Below are 15491 nucleotides of genomic sequence, written 5' to 3' on the forward strand. Positions count from 1 at the left end.
AAACGCGAGCGCGGCTCCAGCGGCGGCGGCGGTCGTTTTGGCTATGAGTGGTTCCTCAGCGACGCCGATGGCGAAGCGCGTGCGGATGCCTGGGCCAAAGAGGCGGTACGCATGGCGCTGGTGAACCTTACTGCGGTCGCAGCCCCGGCGGGCACCCTGCCGGTGGTGCTGGGCGCGGGCTGGCCGGGCGTGCTGCTGCATGAGGCGGTAGGTCACGGCCTGGAAGGGGACTTTAACCGTCGCGGCACTTCGGTATTCAGCGGCCAGATGGGTGAGCTGGTGGCCTCTGAACTCTGCACCGTGGTTGATGACGGCACCATGATGAACCGCCGTGGCTCGATCTCTATCGACGATGAAGGTACGCCGGGCCAGTACAACGTGCTGATCGAAAACGGCATCCTGAAAGTCTATATGAAGGACAAGCTCAACGCGCGTCTGATGGGCGTAGCGCCGACCGGCAACGGCCGTCGTGAATCCTACGCGCATCTGCCGATGCCACGCATGACCAACACCTATATGCTGGCCGGGAAATCGACCCCGCAAGAGATCATCGAGTCGGTAGAGTACGGGATTTTTGCCCCGAACTTTGGCGGCGGCCAGGTGGATATCACCTCCGGCAAGTTTGTCTTCTCCACCTCGGAAGCCTATCTGATCGAGAACGGCAAGGTGACGACGCCGGTGAAAGGCGCAACCCTGATTGGCTCCGGCATTGAAGCCATGCAGCAGATCTCGATGGTCGGCAACGATCTCAAACTCGACAGCGGCGTCGGCGTCTGCGGTAAAGAGGGGCAGAGCCTGCCGGTGGGCGTGGGCCAGCCAACGCTGAAGGTAGACAACTTAACCGTCGGCGGCACGGCGTAACGCCTGCTCATCTTATCCTGCCGGCGATGTCCGGCAGGAAATTCCTCACTTCTCTTTTGCGCGTCCGCGCATCGCCTGAAACACCTGCGACACCTCAACAAAGTAGTTTGTCAGCGCATCGATGCAGACCTGCACCTTCAGCGGCAGCTTATCTTTCTCGGTATAAAGGGCATAGACCGGACGCGGATCCGACTGGTAGCGCGGGAAGAGGATCTCCAGCGTGCCGCGGTTGATCTCGTCGATCACCCACATCAGCGGCACGTAGGCCACCCCCGCACCCACCGTCAGCCAGCGGGTGAGGGTCATGGGATCGTTGGTGACAAAGCGGCCCTGAGGAACGATCTTTGTCGATAGCCCCTCCGGAGCGACCAGCTCAAACTCATTGTCGGGGCGCACGCTATACTCTAGCCATGAATGGTTGGCGAGATCGGCTGGCTTTTCGGGCACGCCATACTGCGCCAGATAGCTTTTTGCCGCACAGACCACCATTGGCATCGCCCCCAGACGTCGGGAGAAGAGGCTCGAATCCTGCAGCGCGCCCACGCGGATCACCACGTCCAGCCCGTCGGCAATCAGATCCGGGGCAGGGATCCCGGTAACCAGATCTACCGTCAGACCGGGGTAGTCGCGCAGCATCTCGGCGGTCATTTTGGCGAGCACATTCTGCGCCATGGTGGACGAGCAGCCGATACGCAGGGTGCCGATAGGGGTATTGTTAAATGCATAGAGCTGTTCATGCACGTCCTGCGCCTCGTGCAGCATCCGGCGGCAGCCCTGATAGTAGATCTTGCCCGCTTCGGTTAGGGCCAGGCTGCGGGTACTGCGGTTGAGCAGCTTAACCTGCAGCTCATCCTCCAGCCTGGCGACGATCTGGCTGATAGAGGAGACGCTCATCTGTAGCTGTCGGGCAGCGGCGGTGAACGATCCTAACTCGACCACTTTGGCAAACACCGACATGCGTTTTAATCTTTCCATTGTTCACTCTGGCTTAAAAGTGATTTAGATAACACAATATAGATAACAACATAACAGTTACGGTAAAATACTGTTAGCTGAGTAATAGACACGTCACTCTCGCCCGGCCCCTCTGGCCCTTATTCCTGCGGTGACGTGAATAATAAACCATCGCCTGCACGCTCTCTAATCAAGGTCAACATGAGTCTGTTTCCCGTTATCGTGGTCTTCGGCCTGTCGTTCCCGCCGATATTCTTCGAGCTACTGTTATCGCTGGCCCTCTTTTGGCTGGTGCGCCGCGTGCTGATCCCTACCGGGATCTACGATTTTGTCTGGCATCCAGCCCTGTTCAATACAGCGCTCTACTGCTGCCTGTTCTACTTACTGTCGCGCCTGTTCGTCTGAGGTTGATGTGAAAACGTTTATTAAAAATATCTCCCGTACCGCCATCACCGTGATTCTGGTGGTACTGGCTTTCATCGCTATTTTTCGTGCCTGGGTCTACTACACCGAATCCCCCTGGACGCGCGATGCGCGCTTTAGCGCCGATGTGGTGGCGATTGCGCCCGATGTCGCCGGGCTAATTACCGACGTGAAGGTCCATGATAACCAGCTGGTGAAGAAAGACCAGGTGCTCTTTACCATCGACCAGCCGCGCTACCAGAAAGCGCTGGAAGAGGCCGAGGCGGACGTCGCCTACTACCAGGCGCTGGCCACGGAAAAACGCCGGGAAGCCGGGCGACGCAATAAGCTGGGCATTCAGGCGATGTCCCGGGAAGAGATTGACCAGGCGAATAACGTCCTGCAAACCGTACTCCATCAGTTAGCAAAAGCCGAGGCTACGCGCGATATGGCGAAGCTGGATCTGGAGCGGACGGTGATCCGCGCTCCGTCCGCTGGCTGGGTAACCAACCTGAACGTCTATACCGGGGAGTTTATTACCCGTGGTTCAACGGCGGTAGCGCTGGTGAAACACGACTCCTTCTATGTGCTGGCCTACATGGAAGAGACCAAGCTGGAGGGCGTGCGCCCAGGCTACCGGACCGAGATCACGCCGCTGGGCAGTAACCAGGTGCTGAAAGGCACGGTGGACAGCATCGCTGCCGGGGTGACCAACGCCAGCAGCAGCCGCGACGCCAAAGGGATGGCGACAATCGACTCTAACCTTGAGTGGGTCCGCCTGGCGCAGCGTGTGCCGGTGCGTATCCGCCTCGACAGCCAGCCGGGTAACCTGTGGCCAGCGGGCACCACCGCCACGGTGGTGATCACCGGTGAAAAAGACCGGGATGCCAGCCAGGACTCCTTCTTCCGCAAGCTGGCACACCGTCTGCGTGAGATGGGCTAAGCGCGATGGGCATCTTCTCCATCGCCAACCAGCACGTGCGCTTTGCCATCAAGCTGGCGTGCGCCATTGTGCTGGCGCTGTTTGTTGGCTTCCACTTTAATCTTGAAACGCCGCGTTGGGCGGTGTTGACGGCGGCGATTGTGGCCGCTGGCCCGGCCTTTGCTGCCGGGGGTGAACCCTACTCAGGGGCGATCCGCTACCGGGGAATGCTGCGTATCGCCGGGACCTTTATCGGCTGCGTTGCCGCGCTGGTGATGATCATCGGCATGATCCGCGCCCCACTGGTGATGCTAATGGTCTGCTGCCTCTGGGCGGGCTTCTGCACCTGGGTCTCCTCGCTGGTGCGGGTAGAGAACTCCTACGCCTGGGGGCTGTCAGGCTACACCGCGCTGATTATCGTTATTACCGTGCAGGCCGAACCGCTGCTGACTCCGCAGTTCGCCGTTGAGCGCTGCAGCGAAATCGTCATTGGTATCGTCTGCGCCATCGTGGCCGATCTGCTCTTCTCCCCGCGCTCGGTGAAGCAGGAGATCGACCGCGAGCTGGACAGCCTGCTGCTGGCGCAGTACCAGCTGATGCAGCTCTGCGTGCAGAACGGTGACGGCGATGAGATGGATAAGGCCTGGGGGGCGCTGGTGCGGCGCACCAACGCTCTGGGCGGGATGCGTACCAACCTTAATATGGAGTCGTCGCGCTGGACGCGTGCTAACCGCCGCCTGAAGGTAATTAACACTCTATCGCTGACTTTGATTACCCAGGCGTGTGAAACCTGGCTGATGCAGCAGTCGCGTCCGGAGCTCGTCACCGATACGTTCCGGGAGCTGTTCGCTACGCCGGTAGAGACGGTGCAGGACGTGCATAAGCAGCTTAAGCGGATGCGCCGGGTGATTGCCTGGACCGGCGAGCGCGATACGCCCATCACTATCTACAGCTGGGTGGGGGCGGCGACGCGCTTTTTACTGCTTAAGCGTGGAGTAATCGGCAATACCCGCATCAGTGCTGCCGAGGAGGAGGTGCTACGCACCGAGGCGGTGGTTAAAGCGGAATCAGCAGAGCGTCACCATGCAATGGTCAACTTCTGGCGCACCACGCTCTCCTGCATGGTCGGCACCCTGTTTTGGCTCTGGACCGGCTGGACGTCGGGCAGTGGGGCGATGATCATGATTGCGGTGGTCACCTCGCTGGCGATGCGCCTGCCCAACCCGCGCATGGTGGCGATGGACTTTGTCTACGGCACGCTGGCAGCGCTGCCCATCGGGGCGTTCTACTTTCTGGTGGTGATGCCTGCCACCCAGCAAAGTATGCTGCTGCTCTGCATCAGCCTGGCGGTGCTGGCCTTCTTTATCGGTATCGAGGTGCAGAAGCGGCGGCTGGGATCGCTGGGGGCGCTGGCGAGCACCATCAACATCCTCGTGCTGGATAACCCGATGACCTTTGAGTTCAACCGCTTTCTCGACAGCGCGCTGGGGCAGATCGTCGGCTGCGTGCTGGCCCTGCTGGTGATCCTGTTGGTGCGGGATAACTCCCGGGCGCGTACCGGCCGCGTGCTGCTGAACCAGTTTGTTTCGGCGGCGGTCTCGGCGATGACCACCAACACGGCAAGACGCAGAGAGAACCACCTGCCCGCGCTTTACCAGCAGCTCTTTTTACTGCTGAACAAGTTCCCGGGGGACGTGGGTAAATTCCGTTTGGCGCTAACCATGATTATCGCCCACCAGCGCCTGCGTGATGCGCCGATCCCGGTGAATGCGGATCTCTCTGCCTTCCACCGCCAGCTACGCCGTACGGCCGACAGCGTCATTGCCGCCCGCAGCGATGAGACGCGCCGCCGCTACTTCAGCCAGCTGCTGGAGGAGCTTGAGGTGTATCAGGAGAAACTCCGCACCTGGGATGCGCCGGAGCAGGTCACCCACCCGGTGAGACGGCTGGTGGATGTGCTCCATAAATACCAGTCTGCACTGACTACTCGTTAAGCTAAAGCCGACGCCAGAAGCGTCGGTTTTTTTGTAGCTATACTTAGCGGAGTCATTCATTAACGGGGATCGGAGGACGCATGGCAACCCAGGCACTTCAGGACAATGCGCTTTTTCAGACAGGCTATTTTGTAGACGGCGTATGGAAAACGCTGGATAACACCTTTGACGTAACCAACCCGGCAACCGGCGAAGTGATTGCAAAGGTCGCTAAAGCAGGTAAAAAAGAGACCGAGGAGGCGATTGCCGCCGCCGCGCGTGCGTTTCCTGCCTGGCGGGCGAAAACTGCGAAAGAGCGCTCCACCATTCTCTACCGCTGGTACTCACTGATTATTGAGAACAAAACCTGGCTGGGGCAGCTGATGACCAGCGAGCAGGGCAAGCCGCTGAAAGAGGCGGAGGGAGAGGTCGAGTACGCCGCCAGCTTCATTCAGTGGTTCGCCGAAGAGGCCAAGCGTGCCAACGGTGAGATCATCCCACAAATTAAACCCGGCTCGCGCATCCTGGCGACCCGCGAGCCGATTGGCGTGGTGGCGGCTATAACGCCGTGGAACTTCCCGATGGCGATGCTTACCCGCAAGCTTGGTCCGGCGCTGGCCGCAGGCTGTACCGGCGTCATCAAGCCCGCTAACAATACGCCACTTAGCGCGTTTGCGCTGGTACAGCTGGCGAAAAAAGCGGGCGTCCCGGACGGGGTACTTAATGCCGTCGCAGGCACCACCGCTGAGATCAGCGATGCGATCATGGCCAGTCCGCAGGTGCGTAAAATCTCCTTCACCGGCTCGACGGCGGTGGGCAAAACCCTGGTGCGTAACGCCGCTGAAACCATGAAAAAGGTATCGATGGAGCTGGGAGGCAACGCGCCCTATATTGTCTTTGACGATGCGGACATCGATGCCGCCGTAGAGGGGGCGATTGCCAATAAATTCCGCAACGCCGGGCAGGTGTGCGTCAGCGTTAACCGTTTTTATATCCATGAAGCCGTCTATGACGCATTCGTGAACAAGCTTGCCGAGCGGGTTAACGCCCTGAAAGTGGGTAACGGCATGGAGGAGGGCGTCGTTGTCGGGCCGCTTATCGAGTCGGCGGCGGTGGATAAGGTGCGCGAGCACGTTGAGGACGCCATAGCGAAAGGCGCAACGGCGCTGGCAGGCGGTAAAACCCACGCGCTGGGAGGAAACTTCTGGCAGCCAACGGTGCTGACTAACTGTAGCGACAGCATGAAGCTGGCGTCAGAGGAGACCTTCGGTCCGGTAGCCGCCTGCTTCCGCTTTACTACTGAGGATGAGGTCATTCATCGCGCCAATGATACGCCGTTTGGCCTGGCAGCCTACTTCTATACTCAAAACCTACAGCGCGTCTTCCGCGTCTCACAGGCGCTGGAGGCTGGGATGATTGGGGTTAACGAGTGTGCGGTATCTACCGAACTGGGGCCGTTTGGCGGGGTGAAAGAGTCTGGTCTGGGCCGCGAAGGATCGGTGCTGGGGCTGGAAGAGTACCTGGAGGTTAAAACTCTTCATCTCGGAGGATTATAAACGCTGGGGCGGCACAGGCCGCCCATCCGGGCAGGGTGGCGAATAATGAATATTTACACGTTTGATTTCGACGAGATTGACGATCAGAACGCCTTTTATTGCGAATTTTGCCGTACGTTTACTATCGATCGGACAAAGGTGAATAATCTGGACTCGCTGTGGGAGGTGATAACCGGTGAGGCTGACGCTCTGCCGATGCCGCTTGAGATCGAGTTTGTGCACCTTCATGAAAAACAGCGTCGCCGTTTTGGTGCGTTGATCCTGCTCTTTGATGAAGCCGAAGAGGAGCTGGGAGGCATGCTGCGCTTTAACGTGCGCGCCTGAGGCCATCAGCAGGCATAAAAAAGCCCCCGACAGGCGGGGGCAAGTCGTAGGTTATACGACGAGGGTTTATTTGTAGAGTTCGGCAGTGGCGTGCCAGTGATCGCCGGTACGTGCTTCGATAATACGGTATGAAGATGCGCCGTTGGCCTGCGCTTTTTCATTCAGCGCGTCGCGCATGTCCATTGGTGAGGAGTTAACTGCACCTACAGAGACCGTACCGATTGCCTGACGGCCTTGAGCCTGGCCAGCACTGATAGAGTCGGCGGCAAAAGCACCGAAAGAGAGTGCGGAAAGGATACTCAGAGCGGCTACAGTTGTTTTGATTTTCATGATATCTACCTCGTCTGATTCTTATTTACTGGGGTCTTATTTCGTGACCCTCATCACAAAATCAAGTATACACTAATCACCGCAAAAATTAATACCATGCTAATGGTTTCATGGGTTATTACGTCACATTAATTTAACTTCTTATAACGCAGGGGAATAAAAACGGGGTTTTAAGAGGAGTAAATGACAGTTATATCTAAGAAAATCATATGGATATAAATTTTTAACATTTTGTGCGATCTACAAGGTTAGATCAACTGGATGACAAGGGTATGACAGAGGATCGCACATTCTGCTAAAGATACAGGCAGTGGATTATGGCGATAAACAGGCTATCAGAGAAAGATTCCCCTCGACAAGCCGCGAGGGGAGAGTGGATTAAAGCTCCTGTTCGAACAGGACCAGAATGGCGTCGTAGAGATCCTTGACGGTAAAGCCGCTGGCAGGGGTAGTAAAGATGGTATCGTCCCCGGCGATGGTGCCGAGAATACCTTCTGATTTACCTAACGAGTCCAGCAGACGTGCGATCAGCTGCGCTGCACCCGGGCTGGTATGGATAACCACCACCGCATCGTTATAGTCGATGTCCAGCACCAGGTTCTTCAGCGGGCTGGAGGTAGTCGGCACGCCAAGCTCTGCGGGCAGGCAGTAGACCATCTCCATTTTAGCGTTGCGCGTGCGCACCGCCCCAAACTTGGTCAGCATCCTGGAGACTTTGGATTGATTAATGTTATCAAAGCCTTGCTCCTGGAGAGCCAGAACGATTTCGCCCTGAGAGCTGAACTTCTCTTCTTTAAGTAGCGCTTTAAACGCCTTAACTAATTCTTCTTGTTTTGCCGAGCTTCGCATAAGTCACCCGTGGAATGGCGATTGAAACAACATTATTATGCATAAATATGAATTTTTATGCAAATAGTCTGCCATTATTAAGGCTGAAATAATGTTATGAAAGCCGCGGATTTTATCAAAATAACTTATCGAGAAACATGCCTGTGTCACGAGTCACAAATAAGATTAAAAGTAAAATAAATGTTATTAAAGTGCTGTTGTTTTGCTAGCTTTACAGGGTGTATTGTACCGCCTGCGCGGCCATTGCTGGTGCTATGAAAGAAATTTTCATGCTGCCGGAAAGGGCAACATAAAGTAGATGATGCTAAACGCGTGTTGAAGCGCGTTTTTTCTGCAGGAAGATCGCTATCATTTACCCTATGTTGTAATGTCCTTAGCAACGGAGTAACGGTATATTTCGCTAACCATAATAAGGAGTTTAGGATGAAAGTTGCAGTCCTCGGCGCGGCAGGTGGTATCGGCCAGGCGCTAGCCCTTCTTCTCAAGACCCAACTGCCTTCAGGCTCAGAACTCTCTCTGTACGATATCGCGCCGGTCACCCCTGGCGTAGCGGTTGATCTTAGTCATATCCCTACTGCAGTAAAAATAGAGGGCTTCGCCGGTGAAGATGCCACCCCTGCGCTGAAAGGTGCGGATGTGGTACTGATCTCCGCAGGCGTGGCGCGTAAGCCAGGTATGGATCGCTCCGATCTCTTTAACGTCAACGCCGGCATTGTCAAAAATCTGGTAAATCAGGTAGCGAAAACCTGCCCGCAGGCGTGCATCGGCATCATTACCAACCCGGTTAACACCACCGTCGCTATCGCCGCTGAAGTGCTGAAAAATGCCGGCGTCTACGACAAGAACAAACTGTTCGGCGTCACCACGCTGGACATCATCCGCTCGAATACCTTTGTGGCGGAGCTGAAAGGCAAGCAGCCTGACGAGGTTGAAGTACCGGTTATCGGCGGCCACTCTGGCGTCACTATTCTGCCGCTGCTGTCGCAGATCCCAGGCGTTAGCTTCTCCGAGCAGGAAGTGGCCGATCTCACCAAACGTATTCAGAACGCGGGCACGGAAGTGGTCGAGGCGAAGGCCGGTGGCGGGTCTGCAACCCTGTCAATGGGCCAGGCAGCGGCGCGCTTTGGTCTCTCGCTGGTACGCGCCCTCCAGGGTGAGCAGGGCATCGTTGAGTGCGCCTACGTTGAGGGCGATGGCGAGCATGCGCGCTTCTTCTCCCAGCCGCTGCTGCTGGGTAAAAACGGCGTTGCTGAGCGTAAATCTATCGGCACCCTGAGCGCTTTCGAGCAGCAGGCAATGGAAGGGATGCTGGAAACGCTGAAAAAAGATATCCAGCTCGGTGAAGAGTTCGTGAATAAGTAATACCGCTCTTGTAGGCCGGGTAAGGCTGTAAGCCGCCACCCGGCATTACCGCAATGCCCGGTGGCGCTATGCTTACCGGGCCTACGGAACGACAAAACGGAACTGCGCTAGTTTGTCGCCGGGTACTCCTGAATCGTCACGTGCAGCAGCAGTTTTTTCTCCTCACGCATTACCTCTACCGGGATCTCTGAACCCGGACGGATCTCCGCTACCTGATCCATCGTCTCCAGCGCCGAAATAGCCGGCTTGCCGTTTACAGAGACGATCACATCGTTGACCTGAATCCCCGCGCGTGCCGCCGGGCCGTCCGGAGCCACCTCGTTCACCACGATCCCCTGGATCTGATCGATCCCACCACCCTGAGCATGCAGGGGGGCGATCTCTCTGCCGCCAATACCGATATAGCCGCGGATCACCCGACCATCGCGGATCAGCTTATCCATAATCTTGGTTGCCAGCTGAAAGGGGATAGCGAAACCAATCCCCTCCGGCGTCTCGCCATCGTTGCTTTTATCAAACGAGAGGGTGTTGATGCCCATCAGTTCGCCCAGGGAGTTAACCAGCGCCCCGCCGGAGTTACCGTGGTTGATAGAGGCGTCGGTTTGCAAGAAGTTCTGCCGCCCGGACGGATTGAGGCCGATACGGCCAGTGGCGCTGATGATCCCCTGGGTAATGGTCTGCCCAAGATTATAGGGGTTGCCGATCGCCATCACCACGTCGCCAATGTGCGGTGTGCGCTGGCGGTTGATGGGGATCACCGGCAGGCCGCCGGTGGCATTGACCTTTAGCACCGCCAGGTCCGTGAGGGTATCGGAGCCGACCAGCAGCGCCTCAAAAACGCGGCCGTCCTGCAGGGCGACGATGATCTGATCCGCATCGTTAATCACGTGTTTGTTGGTAATGATGTACCCGCGCTGGTCCATTATCACCCCCGAGCCAAGGGTGCGGATCTCCAGCTGGTTATTCGTCGAGCTGGCCGCGCTGCGGTTATAGACGTTCACCACCGCAGGCGCAGCCCGGCGCACCGCCTGGTTATAGCTCACCGGCGTTTCGTCGGTGCTATCAAACTGTGGGGCGGAAGAGGCGCCCAGCTGACGTAGCGAGGGCAGGGCAGCCAGCAGCAGGCTACCTACAATTAGGCCAATACCGACAGATCGTAATAGCTTCACTAACATGATGCGGACGTCGTTAAACAGGGTGCGGGCAGCATAGCACGACTTATCCGGACATCACACAGAAGCGGTGATGTCCGGCATCCTGGGACTAGCGCAGTAATAAATAGAGCGTATCGTTGCCGCGTACCACGTGCAGCGCAATGATATTTGGCTTCGTCTCCAGCACCTTACGCATCTCGGCGATGGACTGCACTCGCTCGCGGTTAACGCCGATAATCACGTCATCTTTGTGCAGGCCTGCCTGGGCGGCGGGACTGTCCTTTGCCACCTCCTCAATCGTGATGCCTTTGGTGCCATCCTTCAGCTGACCGTCGGCCAGGCTGGCGCCCTGCAGCGCCGGGGAGAGGCTCTCTGCGCTGGCGGAGGAGGCGGTGCTCTTATCCAGCGTGACTTCCACTTCCTGGCCTTTACCATCACGCAGCAGGCCAAGCTTCACCTTCGTGCCCGGCGCGGTGGTAGCGATGCGCGAGCGCAGTTCGGCAAAGCTGTTCAGCGGTTTGCCGTTGAGGCTGACGATCACGTCGCCGGATTTAATCCCGGCCTTGGCTGACCCGGAGCCAGGCAACACTTCGCTCACGAAGGCGCCGCGCTGCACGTTGAGGTTAAATGCTTTGGCAATATCGGCGCTCATCTCCATGCCTTTGATACCCAGCAGGCCGCGCTGAATTTCACCGGACTGGATCAGCTGCTGTGCGAGGGTTTGCGCCATGTTGCTGGGAATAGCAAAGCCGATACCGATGCTGCCGCCGGTGGGCGCAAGGATAGCGGTGTTGATGCCGATCAGTTCGCCGTTGAGGTTGAGCAGCGCCCCGCCGGAATTGCCGCGGTTAATGGAGGCGTCGGTCTGGATAAAGTTTTCTAACCCTTCGAGATTCAGCCCGCTGCGTCCGAGCGCCGAGATGATCCCGGAGGTCGCGGTCTGGCCGAGGCCGAACGGGTTACCCACCGCGACGGCAAAATCACCTACCCGCAGCTTATCGGAGTCGGCAACGGCAATCTGCGTCAGCCCGGTGGCGTTCTGCAGCTGCAACAGGGCGATATCGCTCTGGTCATCGCCGCCAATCAGCTTGGCTTCAAACTCACGGCCGTCGTTAAGCTGGACGTTAATCTTCTGCGCCTGGTTAATGACGTGGTTATTGGTCAGCACATAGCCTTTAGCGGCATCGATAATCACCCCGGAGCCCAGCCCTTCAAACGGCTGCGCCTGGCCCTCCGGCAGCTCGTCGCCGAAATATTTCTTCAGCTCTTCAGGGATTTTCTGCTCAGGGGCGACTGCCGTTCCCTCTACCTGCACGCTTACCACCGCAGGCAGCACTTTCTCCAGCATCGGCGCAAGGCTGGGAAGCGCGGGCTGGCCGGGGATCTGGGCGGGCAGCGAGGCCATCGCCGGGAACGGTGCCGAGAGAGATAATCCGACACTTAACGCTAATGCACTCAACAGCGGGTTTCGTTTCTTCATTGATGCAAGCTCTCGTGACCTGAAGTGTGAGGAAAAAAAGGCTCCAAAACGGATCGATGTTATTGAATTTTCAACCGGGTAACAATGAGGTCAATGATTAAATAATAGCTGGGATGGTGAAAGAAGAGGCGGGCGTAGCCTGTACGCCCGTAAAAAAAGTGGCTTAGAGAGTTAGTCGCGCTTCGGCGCACCGCGCAGCAGGCCCGACGCGCTGTCAGAGTAGTCGCGTGGCATCTGAACCGGTGCCTGATCGTTGCCAGCTTCGGATTCAGCAAGGCGGTTGCGGAACGGATTGTCCTCTGCAGACATCTCTGGCAGCAGCTGGCTGGAACTTTTTGCCATGTGCTGATAAAGCTGACGATAGTCGTGGGCCATGTTATCGAGCAGCTCTGCGCTGCGGGCAAAGTGGCCGGTAAGCTCTTCGCGATACTCTTCCAGCTCGGCTTTGTTCTTCTCTAGCTCATACTGTAAGGCCTGCTGCTGGCGAAGCTTGCGGTTTCCAAAGCGCATGCCCACAGCACCAATGATAATGCCGACGACTAATCCAATTAGCGCATATTCCCAGGTCATGAACATCTCCCGTTGTGTTGTAGGTCCGTAGGGTGTAGGCGGCGAGGCTCCTTGCCTGTACCTCATTATGCCACTATAACCGCTAAATCCGTATAAGTGGAATCCTGGCACAGCATCGCGTAGTGTAGAACGGCCTTTTTTTCACCAGCCAGGACCTGCGGCAAATAAATTATCAAGGAATAACAATAGCATCATGCAGAGCCTTACCCCCACATCGCGTTATCAACTGGCCCTGAAAGAGGGCAGCCATCAGCCTGACGACGTTCAGCGCGAAGCCGTTAACCGGCTGGAGAACATCTACCAGGCGCTAACAAATCGTACGGAGACGCCCGCTCCCGGCGGCGGTCTACGGGCAGCGTTTGGCAAACTGCTGGGCAAGCGGGAGCCACGCTCCGCTGCGCCGGTGCGGGGCCTGTACATGTGGGGCGGGGTCGGACGGGGGAAAACCTGGCTGATGGATCTCTTCTACCATAGCCTGCCGGGCACGCGTAAACAGCGGCTGCATTTTCACCGCTTTATGCTGCGGGTCCATGAGGAGCTGACTCAGCTGCAGGGGCAGAGCGATCCGCTGGAGATTGTGGCCGACCGCTTTAAAGCTGAGACCGACGTACTCTGCTTTGATGAGTTTTTTGTTTCGGATATCACCGACGCCATGCTGCTGGGCGGCCTGATGCAGGCGCTGTTTGCCCGGGGCATTACGCTGGTGGCGACGTCGAATATTCCACCGGAGAATCTCTACCGTAACGGCCTGCAGCGCGCGCGTTTCCTGCCGGCTATCGAGGCGATCAAACAGCACTGCGACGTGATGAACGTTGATGCCGGGATTGACTACCGCCTGCGCACGCTGACCCAGGCGCACCTCTGGCTGTCGCCGCTGAATGACGAGACGGCGCAGCAGATGGAGACGCTGTGGCAGGCGCTGGCGGGAGCAAAGCGGGAAAACCACCCGCAGCTGGAGATAAACCATCGCCCGCTGCCGACGCTGGGGGTAGAGAACCAGACGCTCGCGGTCTCCTTCACCACTCTGTGCGTGGATGCCCGCAGCCAGCATGACTACATAGCGCTCTCGCAGATGTTCCATACCGTGCTGCTGTTTGACGTCCCGGTGATGACCCCGCTGATGGAGAGCGAGGCCCGGCGTTTTATCGCGCTGGTGGATGAGTTTTACGAGCGCCACGTCAAGCTGGTGGTCAGTGCCGAGGCGGTGCTGCATGAGATCTACCGGGGCGAGCGGCTGAAGTTTGAGTTCCAGCGCTGCCTGTCGCGTTTGCAGGAGATGCAGAGCGAGGACTATTTAGCCCGGGAGCACCTGGCCGGGTAAAGGCGAAAACCTCGTCGAGAAGTATAAAAAGGGGTCGATCTTTGACCCTGACTTCTCTATAATCTTGCGACCCCACGTTACGAGAAGGTTTTTTTCCCAAAACTTTCTATGTGCTGGCATTTGCTATTCGAAGGGGTAGGTTTGCCGGACTTTGTCGTGTGAGCCTCAACTGACTAAACGTTTGGGTGTTCATCAACGTGTAACTTATTACTTGGGTAAGCTTTTAATGAAAACTTTTACAGCTAAACCAGAAACCGTAAAACGCGACTGGTATGTTGTTGACGCGACCGGTAAAACTCTGGGCCGTCTGGCTACCGAACTGGCTCGTCGCCTGCGCGGTAAGCACAAAGCGGAATACACTCCGCACGTAGATACCGGTGATTACATCATCGTTCTGAACGCTGACAAAGTTGCCGTAACCGGTAACAAGCGTACTGACAAAGTGTACTATCACCACACTGGTCACATCGGTGGTATCAAACAAGCGACCTTTGAAGAGATGATTGCCCGCCGTCCTGAGCGTGTGATTGAAATCGCGGTTAAAGGCATGCTGCCAAAAGGCCCGCTGGGTCGTGCTATGTACCGTAAACTGAAAGTTTACGCGGGTAACGAGCACAACCACGCGGCACAGCAACCGCAAGTTCTGGACATCTAATCGGGATTATGGCAATGGCTGAAAATCAATACTACGGCACTGGTCGCCGCAAAAGTTCTGCAGCTCGCGTTTTCATCAAACCGGGCAGCGGTAAAATCGTTATCAACCAACGTTCTCTGGAACAGTACTTCGGTCGTGAAACTGCCCGCATGGTAGTTCGTCAGCCGCTGGAACTGGTCGACATGGTTGAGAAACTGGATCTGTACATCACTGTTAAAGGTGGTGGTATCTCTGGTCAGGCTGGTGCGATCCGTCACGGTATCACCCGCGCTCTGATGGAGTACGACGAGTCCCTGCGTGGCGAACTGCGTAAAGCTGGCTTCGTTACTCGTGATGCTCGTCAGGTTGAACGTAAGAAAGTCGGTCTGCGTAAAGCACGTCGTCGTCCTCAGTTCTCCAAACGTTAATTTGTCTCTGCTCACGCAGAACGAATGGCGCAAAAACCCGGTTTATGCCGGGTTTTTTTATGGACAAAAAACAAGATATCCACAGTAAGCATTGATTTTTTCCTGATTTACAGCATTTCCGGAATCCCCTCACCACAAAGCCCGCAAAATCTGGTAAACTATCATCCAATTTTCTGCCCAAATGCCGGGGATTGCTCATTTTTTGCTGCTTTTTGCTCAAATGCGTCTCTTCGGGTGGATGGGTCACCTTACATCTGGCTGGTCACTCTGTGGCTCGCAGCAGTAATATTCTGAATATACCTGGAGGTTTTCATGGCTGTCGCTGCCAACAAACGTTCGGTAATGACGCTGTTTTCTGGTCCTACTGACAT

At 56.8% G+C, this 15491-nt stretch carries 16 protein-coding genes; 10 read left to right on the top strand and 6 right to left on the bottom strand.

The features are described 5' to 3' along the window. A partial coding sequence (gene tldD / locus RTP97_RS19835; RefSeq protein WP_312416687.1) for a metalloprotease TldD occupies positions 1 to 861 on the top strand: 861 nt, incomplete at its 5' end. A 45-nt stretch (positions 862 to 906) separates the two neighbouring features. Here the strand turns inward: tldD and aaeR are convergent. Further along, positions 907 to 1836, bottom strand: a complete 930-nt coding sequence (aaeR, locus tag RTP97_RS19840) for an HTH-type transcriptional activator AaeR (RefSeq protein WP_312416689.1) — start codon at positions 1834 to 1836, stop codon at positions 907 to 909. A gap of 180 nt (positions 1837 to 2016) precedes the next feature. On the opposite strand from aaeR, the gene aaeX reads away from it, so the two are divergent. The 5 genes from aaeX to RTP97_RS19865 all read left to right on the top strand — a co-directional run bounded on the left by aaeX (position 2017) and on the right by RTP97_RS19865 (position 6992). Continuing rightward, positions 2017 to 2220 (top strand): p-hydroxybenzoic acid efflux pump operon protein AaeX, encoded by a 204-nt coding sequence (gene aaeX, locus RTP97_RS19845; protein WP_042390018.1) that lies wholly within the window; start codon positions 2017 to 2019, stop codon positions 2218 to 2220. A 7-nt stretch (positions 2221 to 2227) separates the two neighbouring features. Continuing rightward, the gene (aaeA, locus tag RTP97_RS19850; protein WP_312416691.1) at positions 2228 to 3160 is read left to right on the top strand and encodes a p-hydroxybenzoic acid efflux pump subunit AaeA; all 933 of its coding nucleotides are present in this window, start codon (positions 2228 to 2230) and stop codon (positions 3158 to 3160) included. Positions 3161 to 3165: 5 nt separating this feature from the next. Beyond that, on the top strand, positions 3166 to 5133 hold the full coding sequence (gene aaeB / locus RTP97_RS19855) for a p-hydroxybenzoic acid efflux pump subunit AaeB (protein WP_312416693.1): 1968 nt from the start codon (positions 3166 to 3168) through the stop codon (positions 5131 to 5133). A gap of 80 nt (positions 5134 to 5213) precedes the next feature. Beyond that, positions 5214 to 6668, top strand: coding sequence for an NAD-dependent succinate-semialdehyde dehydrogenase (locus RTP97_RS19860; RefSeq protein WP_312416695.1), 1455 nt, complete (start codon positions 5214 to 5216; stop codon positions 6666 to 6668). A gap of 45 nt (positions 6669 to 6713) precedes the next feature. Then, complete coding sequence (locus RTP97_RS19865; protein WP_312416698.1) at positions 6714 to 6992, top strand: barstar family protein; 279 nt, start codon at positions 6714 to 6716, stop codon at positions 6990 to 6992. A gap of 66 nt (positions 6993 to 7058) precedes the next feature. Here the strand turns inward: RTP97_RS19865 and yhcN are convergent, their stop codons facing one another. Further along, the gene (gene yhcN / locus RTP97_RS19870) at positions 7059 to 7322 is read right to left on the bottom strand and encodes a peroxide/acid stress response protein YhcN (RefSeq protein WP_312416701.1); all 264 of its coding nucleotides are present in this window, start codon (positions 7320 to 7322) and stop codon (positions 7059 to 7061) included. A gap of 378 nt (positions 7323 to 7700) precedes the next feature. Beyond that, positions 7701 to 8171 carry a transcriptional regulator ArgR gene (argR, locus tag RTP97_RS19875; protein ID WP_103821383.1) on the bottom strand — a complete coding sequence of 157 codons (471 nt, stop codon included), beginning with the start codon at positions 8169 to 8171 and terminating at the stop codon, positions 7701 to 7703. A 423-nt stretch (positions 8172 to 8594) separates the two neighbouring features. Here argR and mdh point away from each other — a divergent pair, with 423 nt between their 5' ends. After that, complete coding sequence (mdh, locus tag RTP97_RS19880) at positions 8595 to 9533, top strand: malate dehydrogenase (RefSeq protein WP_312416704.1); 939 nt, start codon at positions 8595 to 8597, stop codon at positions 9531 to 9533. Positions 9534 to 9640: 107 nt separating this feature from the next. On the opposite strand, the gene degS is transcribed toward mdh, so the two are convergent. The 3 genes from degS to zapG form a co-directional block, all read right to left on the bottom strand. Continuing rightward, positions 9641 to 10708 carry an outer membrane-stress sensor serine endopeptidase DegS gene (gene degS / locus RTP97_RS19885; RefSeq protein ID WP_312416706.1) on the bottom strand — a complete coding sequence of 356 codons (1068 nt, stop codon included), beginning with the start codon at positions 10706 to 10708 and terminating at the stop codon, positions 9641 to 9643. Positions 10709 to 10796: 88 nt separating this feature from the next. Beyond that, positions 10797 to 12167 carry a serine endoprotease DegQ gene (gene degQ, locus RTP97_RS19890; RefSeq protein WP_312416708.1) on the bottom strand — a complete coding sequence of 457 codons (1371 nt, stop codon included), beginning with the start codon at positions 12165 to 12167 and terminating at the stop codon, positions 10797 to 10799. Positions 12168 to 12338: 171 nt separating this feature from the next. After that, positions 12339 to 12737 (bottom strand): Z-ring associated protein ZapG, encoded by a 399-nt coding sequence (zapG, locus tag RTP97_RS19895; RefSeq protein WP_103821380.1) that lies wholly within the window; start codon positions 12735 to 12737, stop codon positions 12339 to 12341. Positions 12738 to 12930: 193 nt separating this feature from the next. On the opposite strand from zapG, the gene zapE reads away from it, so the two are divergent. The 3 genes from zapE to rpsI all read left to right on the top strand — a co-directional run bounded on the left by zapE (position 12931) and on the right by rpsI (position 15120). Next, a complete protein-coding gene (zapE, locus tag RTP97_RS19900; RefSeq protein ID WP_312416710.1) occupies positions 12931 to 14058 on the top strand; it encodes a cell division protein ZapE in 1128 nt (375 codons plus the stop codon). 226 nt (positions 14059 to 14284) lie between these two features. Continuing rightward, positions 14285 to 14713 carry a 50S ribosomal protein L13 gene (rplM, locus tag RTP97_RS19905; RefSeq protein ID WP_024551131.1) on the top strand — a complete coding sequence of 143 codons (429 nt, stop codon included), beginning with the start codon at positions 14285 to 14287 and terminating at the stop codon, positions 14711 to 14713. A 14-nt stretch (positions 14714 to 14727) separates the two neighbouring features. Beyond that, positions 14728 to 15120, top strand: a complete 393-nt coding sequence (gene rpsI / locus RTP97_RS19910) for a 30S ribosomal protein S9 (protein ID WP_003025138.1) — start codon at positions 14728 to 14730, stop codon at positions 15118 to 15120. Positions 15121 to 15491: the final 371 nt, after the last annotated feature.

The organism is Pseudescherichia sp. (assembly GCF_031998825.1).
Lineage (GTDB): Bacteria > Pseudomonadota > Gammaproteobacteria > Enterobacterales > Enterobacteriaceae > Pseudescherichia.

Excerpts from the sequence above, each read along its gene's own strand:
- aaeR (WP_312416689.1), bottom strand. The coding sequence starts at position 1,836 with ATGGAAAGATTAAAACGCATGTCGGTGTTTGCCAAAGTGGTCGAGTTA.
- aaeX (WP_042390018.1), top strand. The coding sequence starts at position 2,017 with ATGAGTCTGTTTCCCGTTATCGTGGTCTTCGGCCTGTCGTTCCCGCCG.
- aaeB (WP_312416693.1), top strand. The coding sequence starts at position 3,166 with ATGGGCATCTTCTCCATCGCCAACCAGCACGTGCGCTTTGCCATCAAG.
- RTP97_RS19860 (WP_312416695.1), top strand. The coding sequence starts at position 5,214 with ATGGCAACCCAGGCACTTCAGGACAATGCGCTTTTTCAGACAGGCTAT.
- RTP97_RS19865 (WP_312416698.1), top strand. The coding sequence starts at position 6,714 with ATGAATATTTACACGTTTGATTTCGACGAGATTGACGATCAGAACGCC.
- yhcN (WP_312416701.1), bottom strand. The coding sequence starts at position 7,322 with ATGAAAATCAAAACAACTGTAGCCGCTCTGAGTATCCTTTCCGCACTC.
- argR (WP_103821383.1), bottom strand. The coding sequence starts at position 8,171 with ATGCGAAGCTCGGCAAAACAAGAAGAATTAGTTAAGGCGTTTAAAGCG.
- mdh (WP_312416704.1), top strand. The coding sequence starts at position 8,595 with ATGAAAGTTGCAGTCCTCGGCGCGGCAGGTGGTATCGGCCAGGCGCTA.
- degS (WP_312416706.1), bottom strand. The coding sequence starts at position 10,708 with ATGTTAGTGAAGCTATTACGATCTGTCGGTATTGGCCTAATTGTAGGT.
- degQ (WP_312416708.1), bottom strand. The coding sequence starts at position 12,167 with ATGAAGAAACGAAACCCGCTGTTGAGTGCATTAGCGTTAAGTGTCGGA.
- zapG (WP_103821380.1), bottom strand. The coding sequence starts at position 12,737 with ATGACCTGGGAATATGCGCTAATTGGATTAGTCGTCGGCATTATCATT.
- zapE (WP_312416710.1), top strand. The coding sequence starts at position 12,931 with ATGCAGAGCCTTACCCCCACATCGCGTTATCAACTGGCCCTGAAAGAG.
- rplM (WP_024551131.1), top strand. The coding sequence starts at position 14,285 with ATGAAAACTTTTACAGCTAAACCAGAAACCGTAAAACGCGACTGGTAT.
- rpsI (WP_003025138.1), top strand. The coding sequence starts at position 14,728 with ATGGCTGAAAATCAATACTACGGCACTGGTCGCCGCAAAAGTTCTGCA.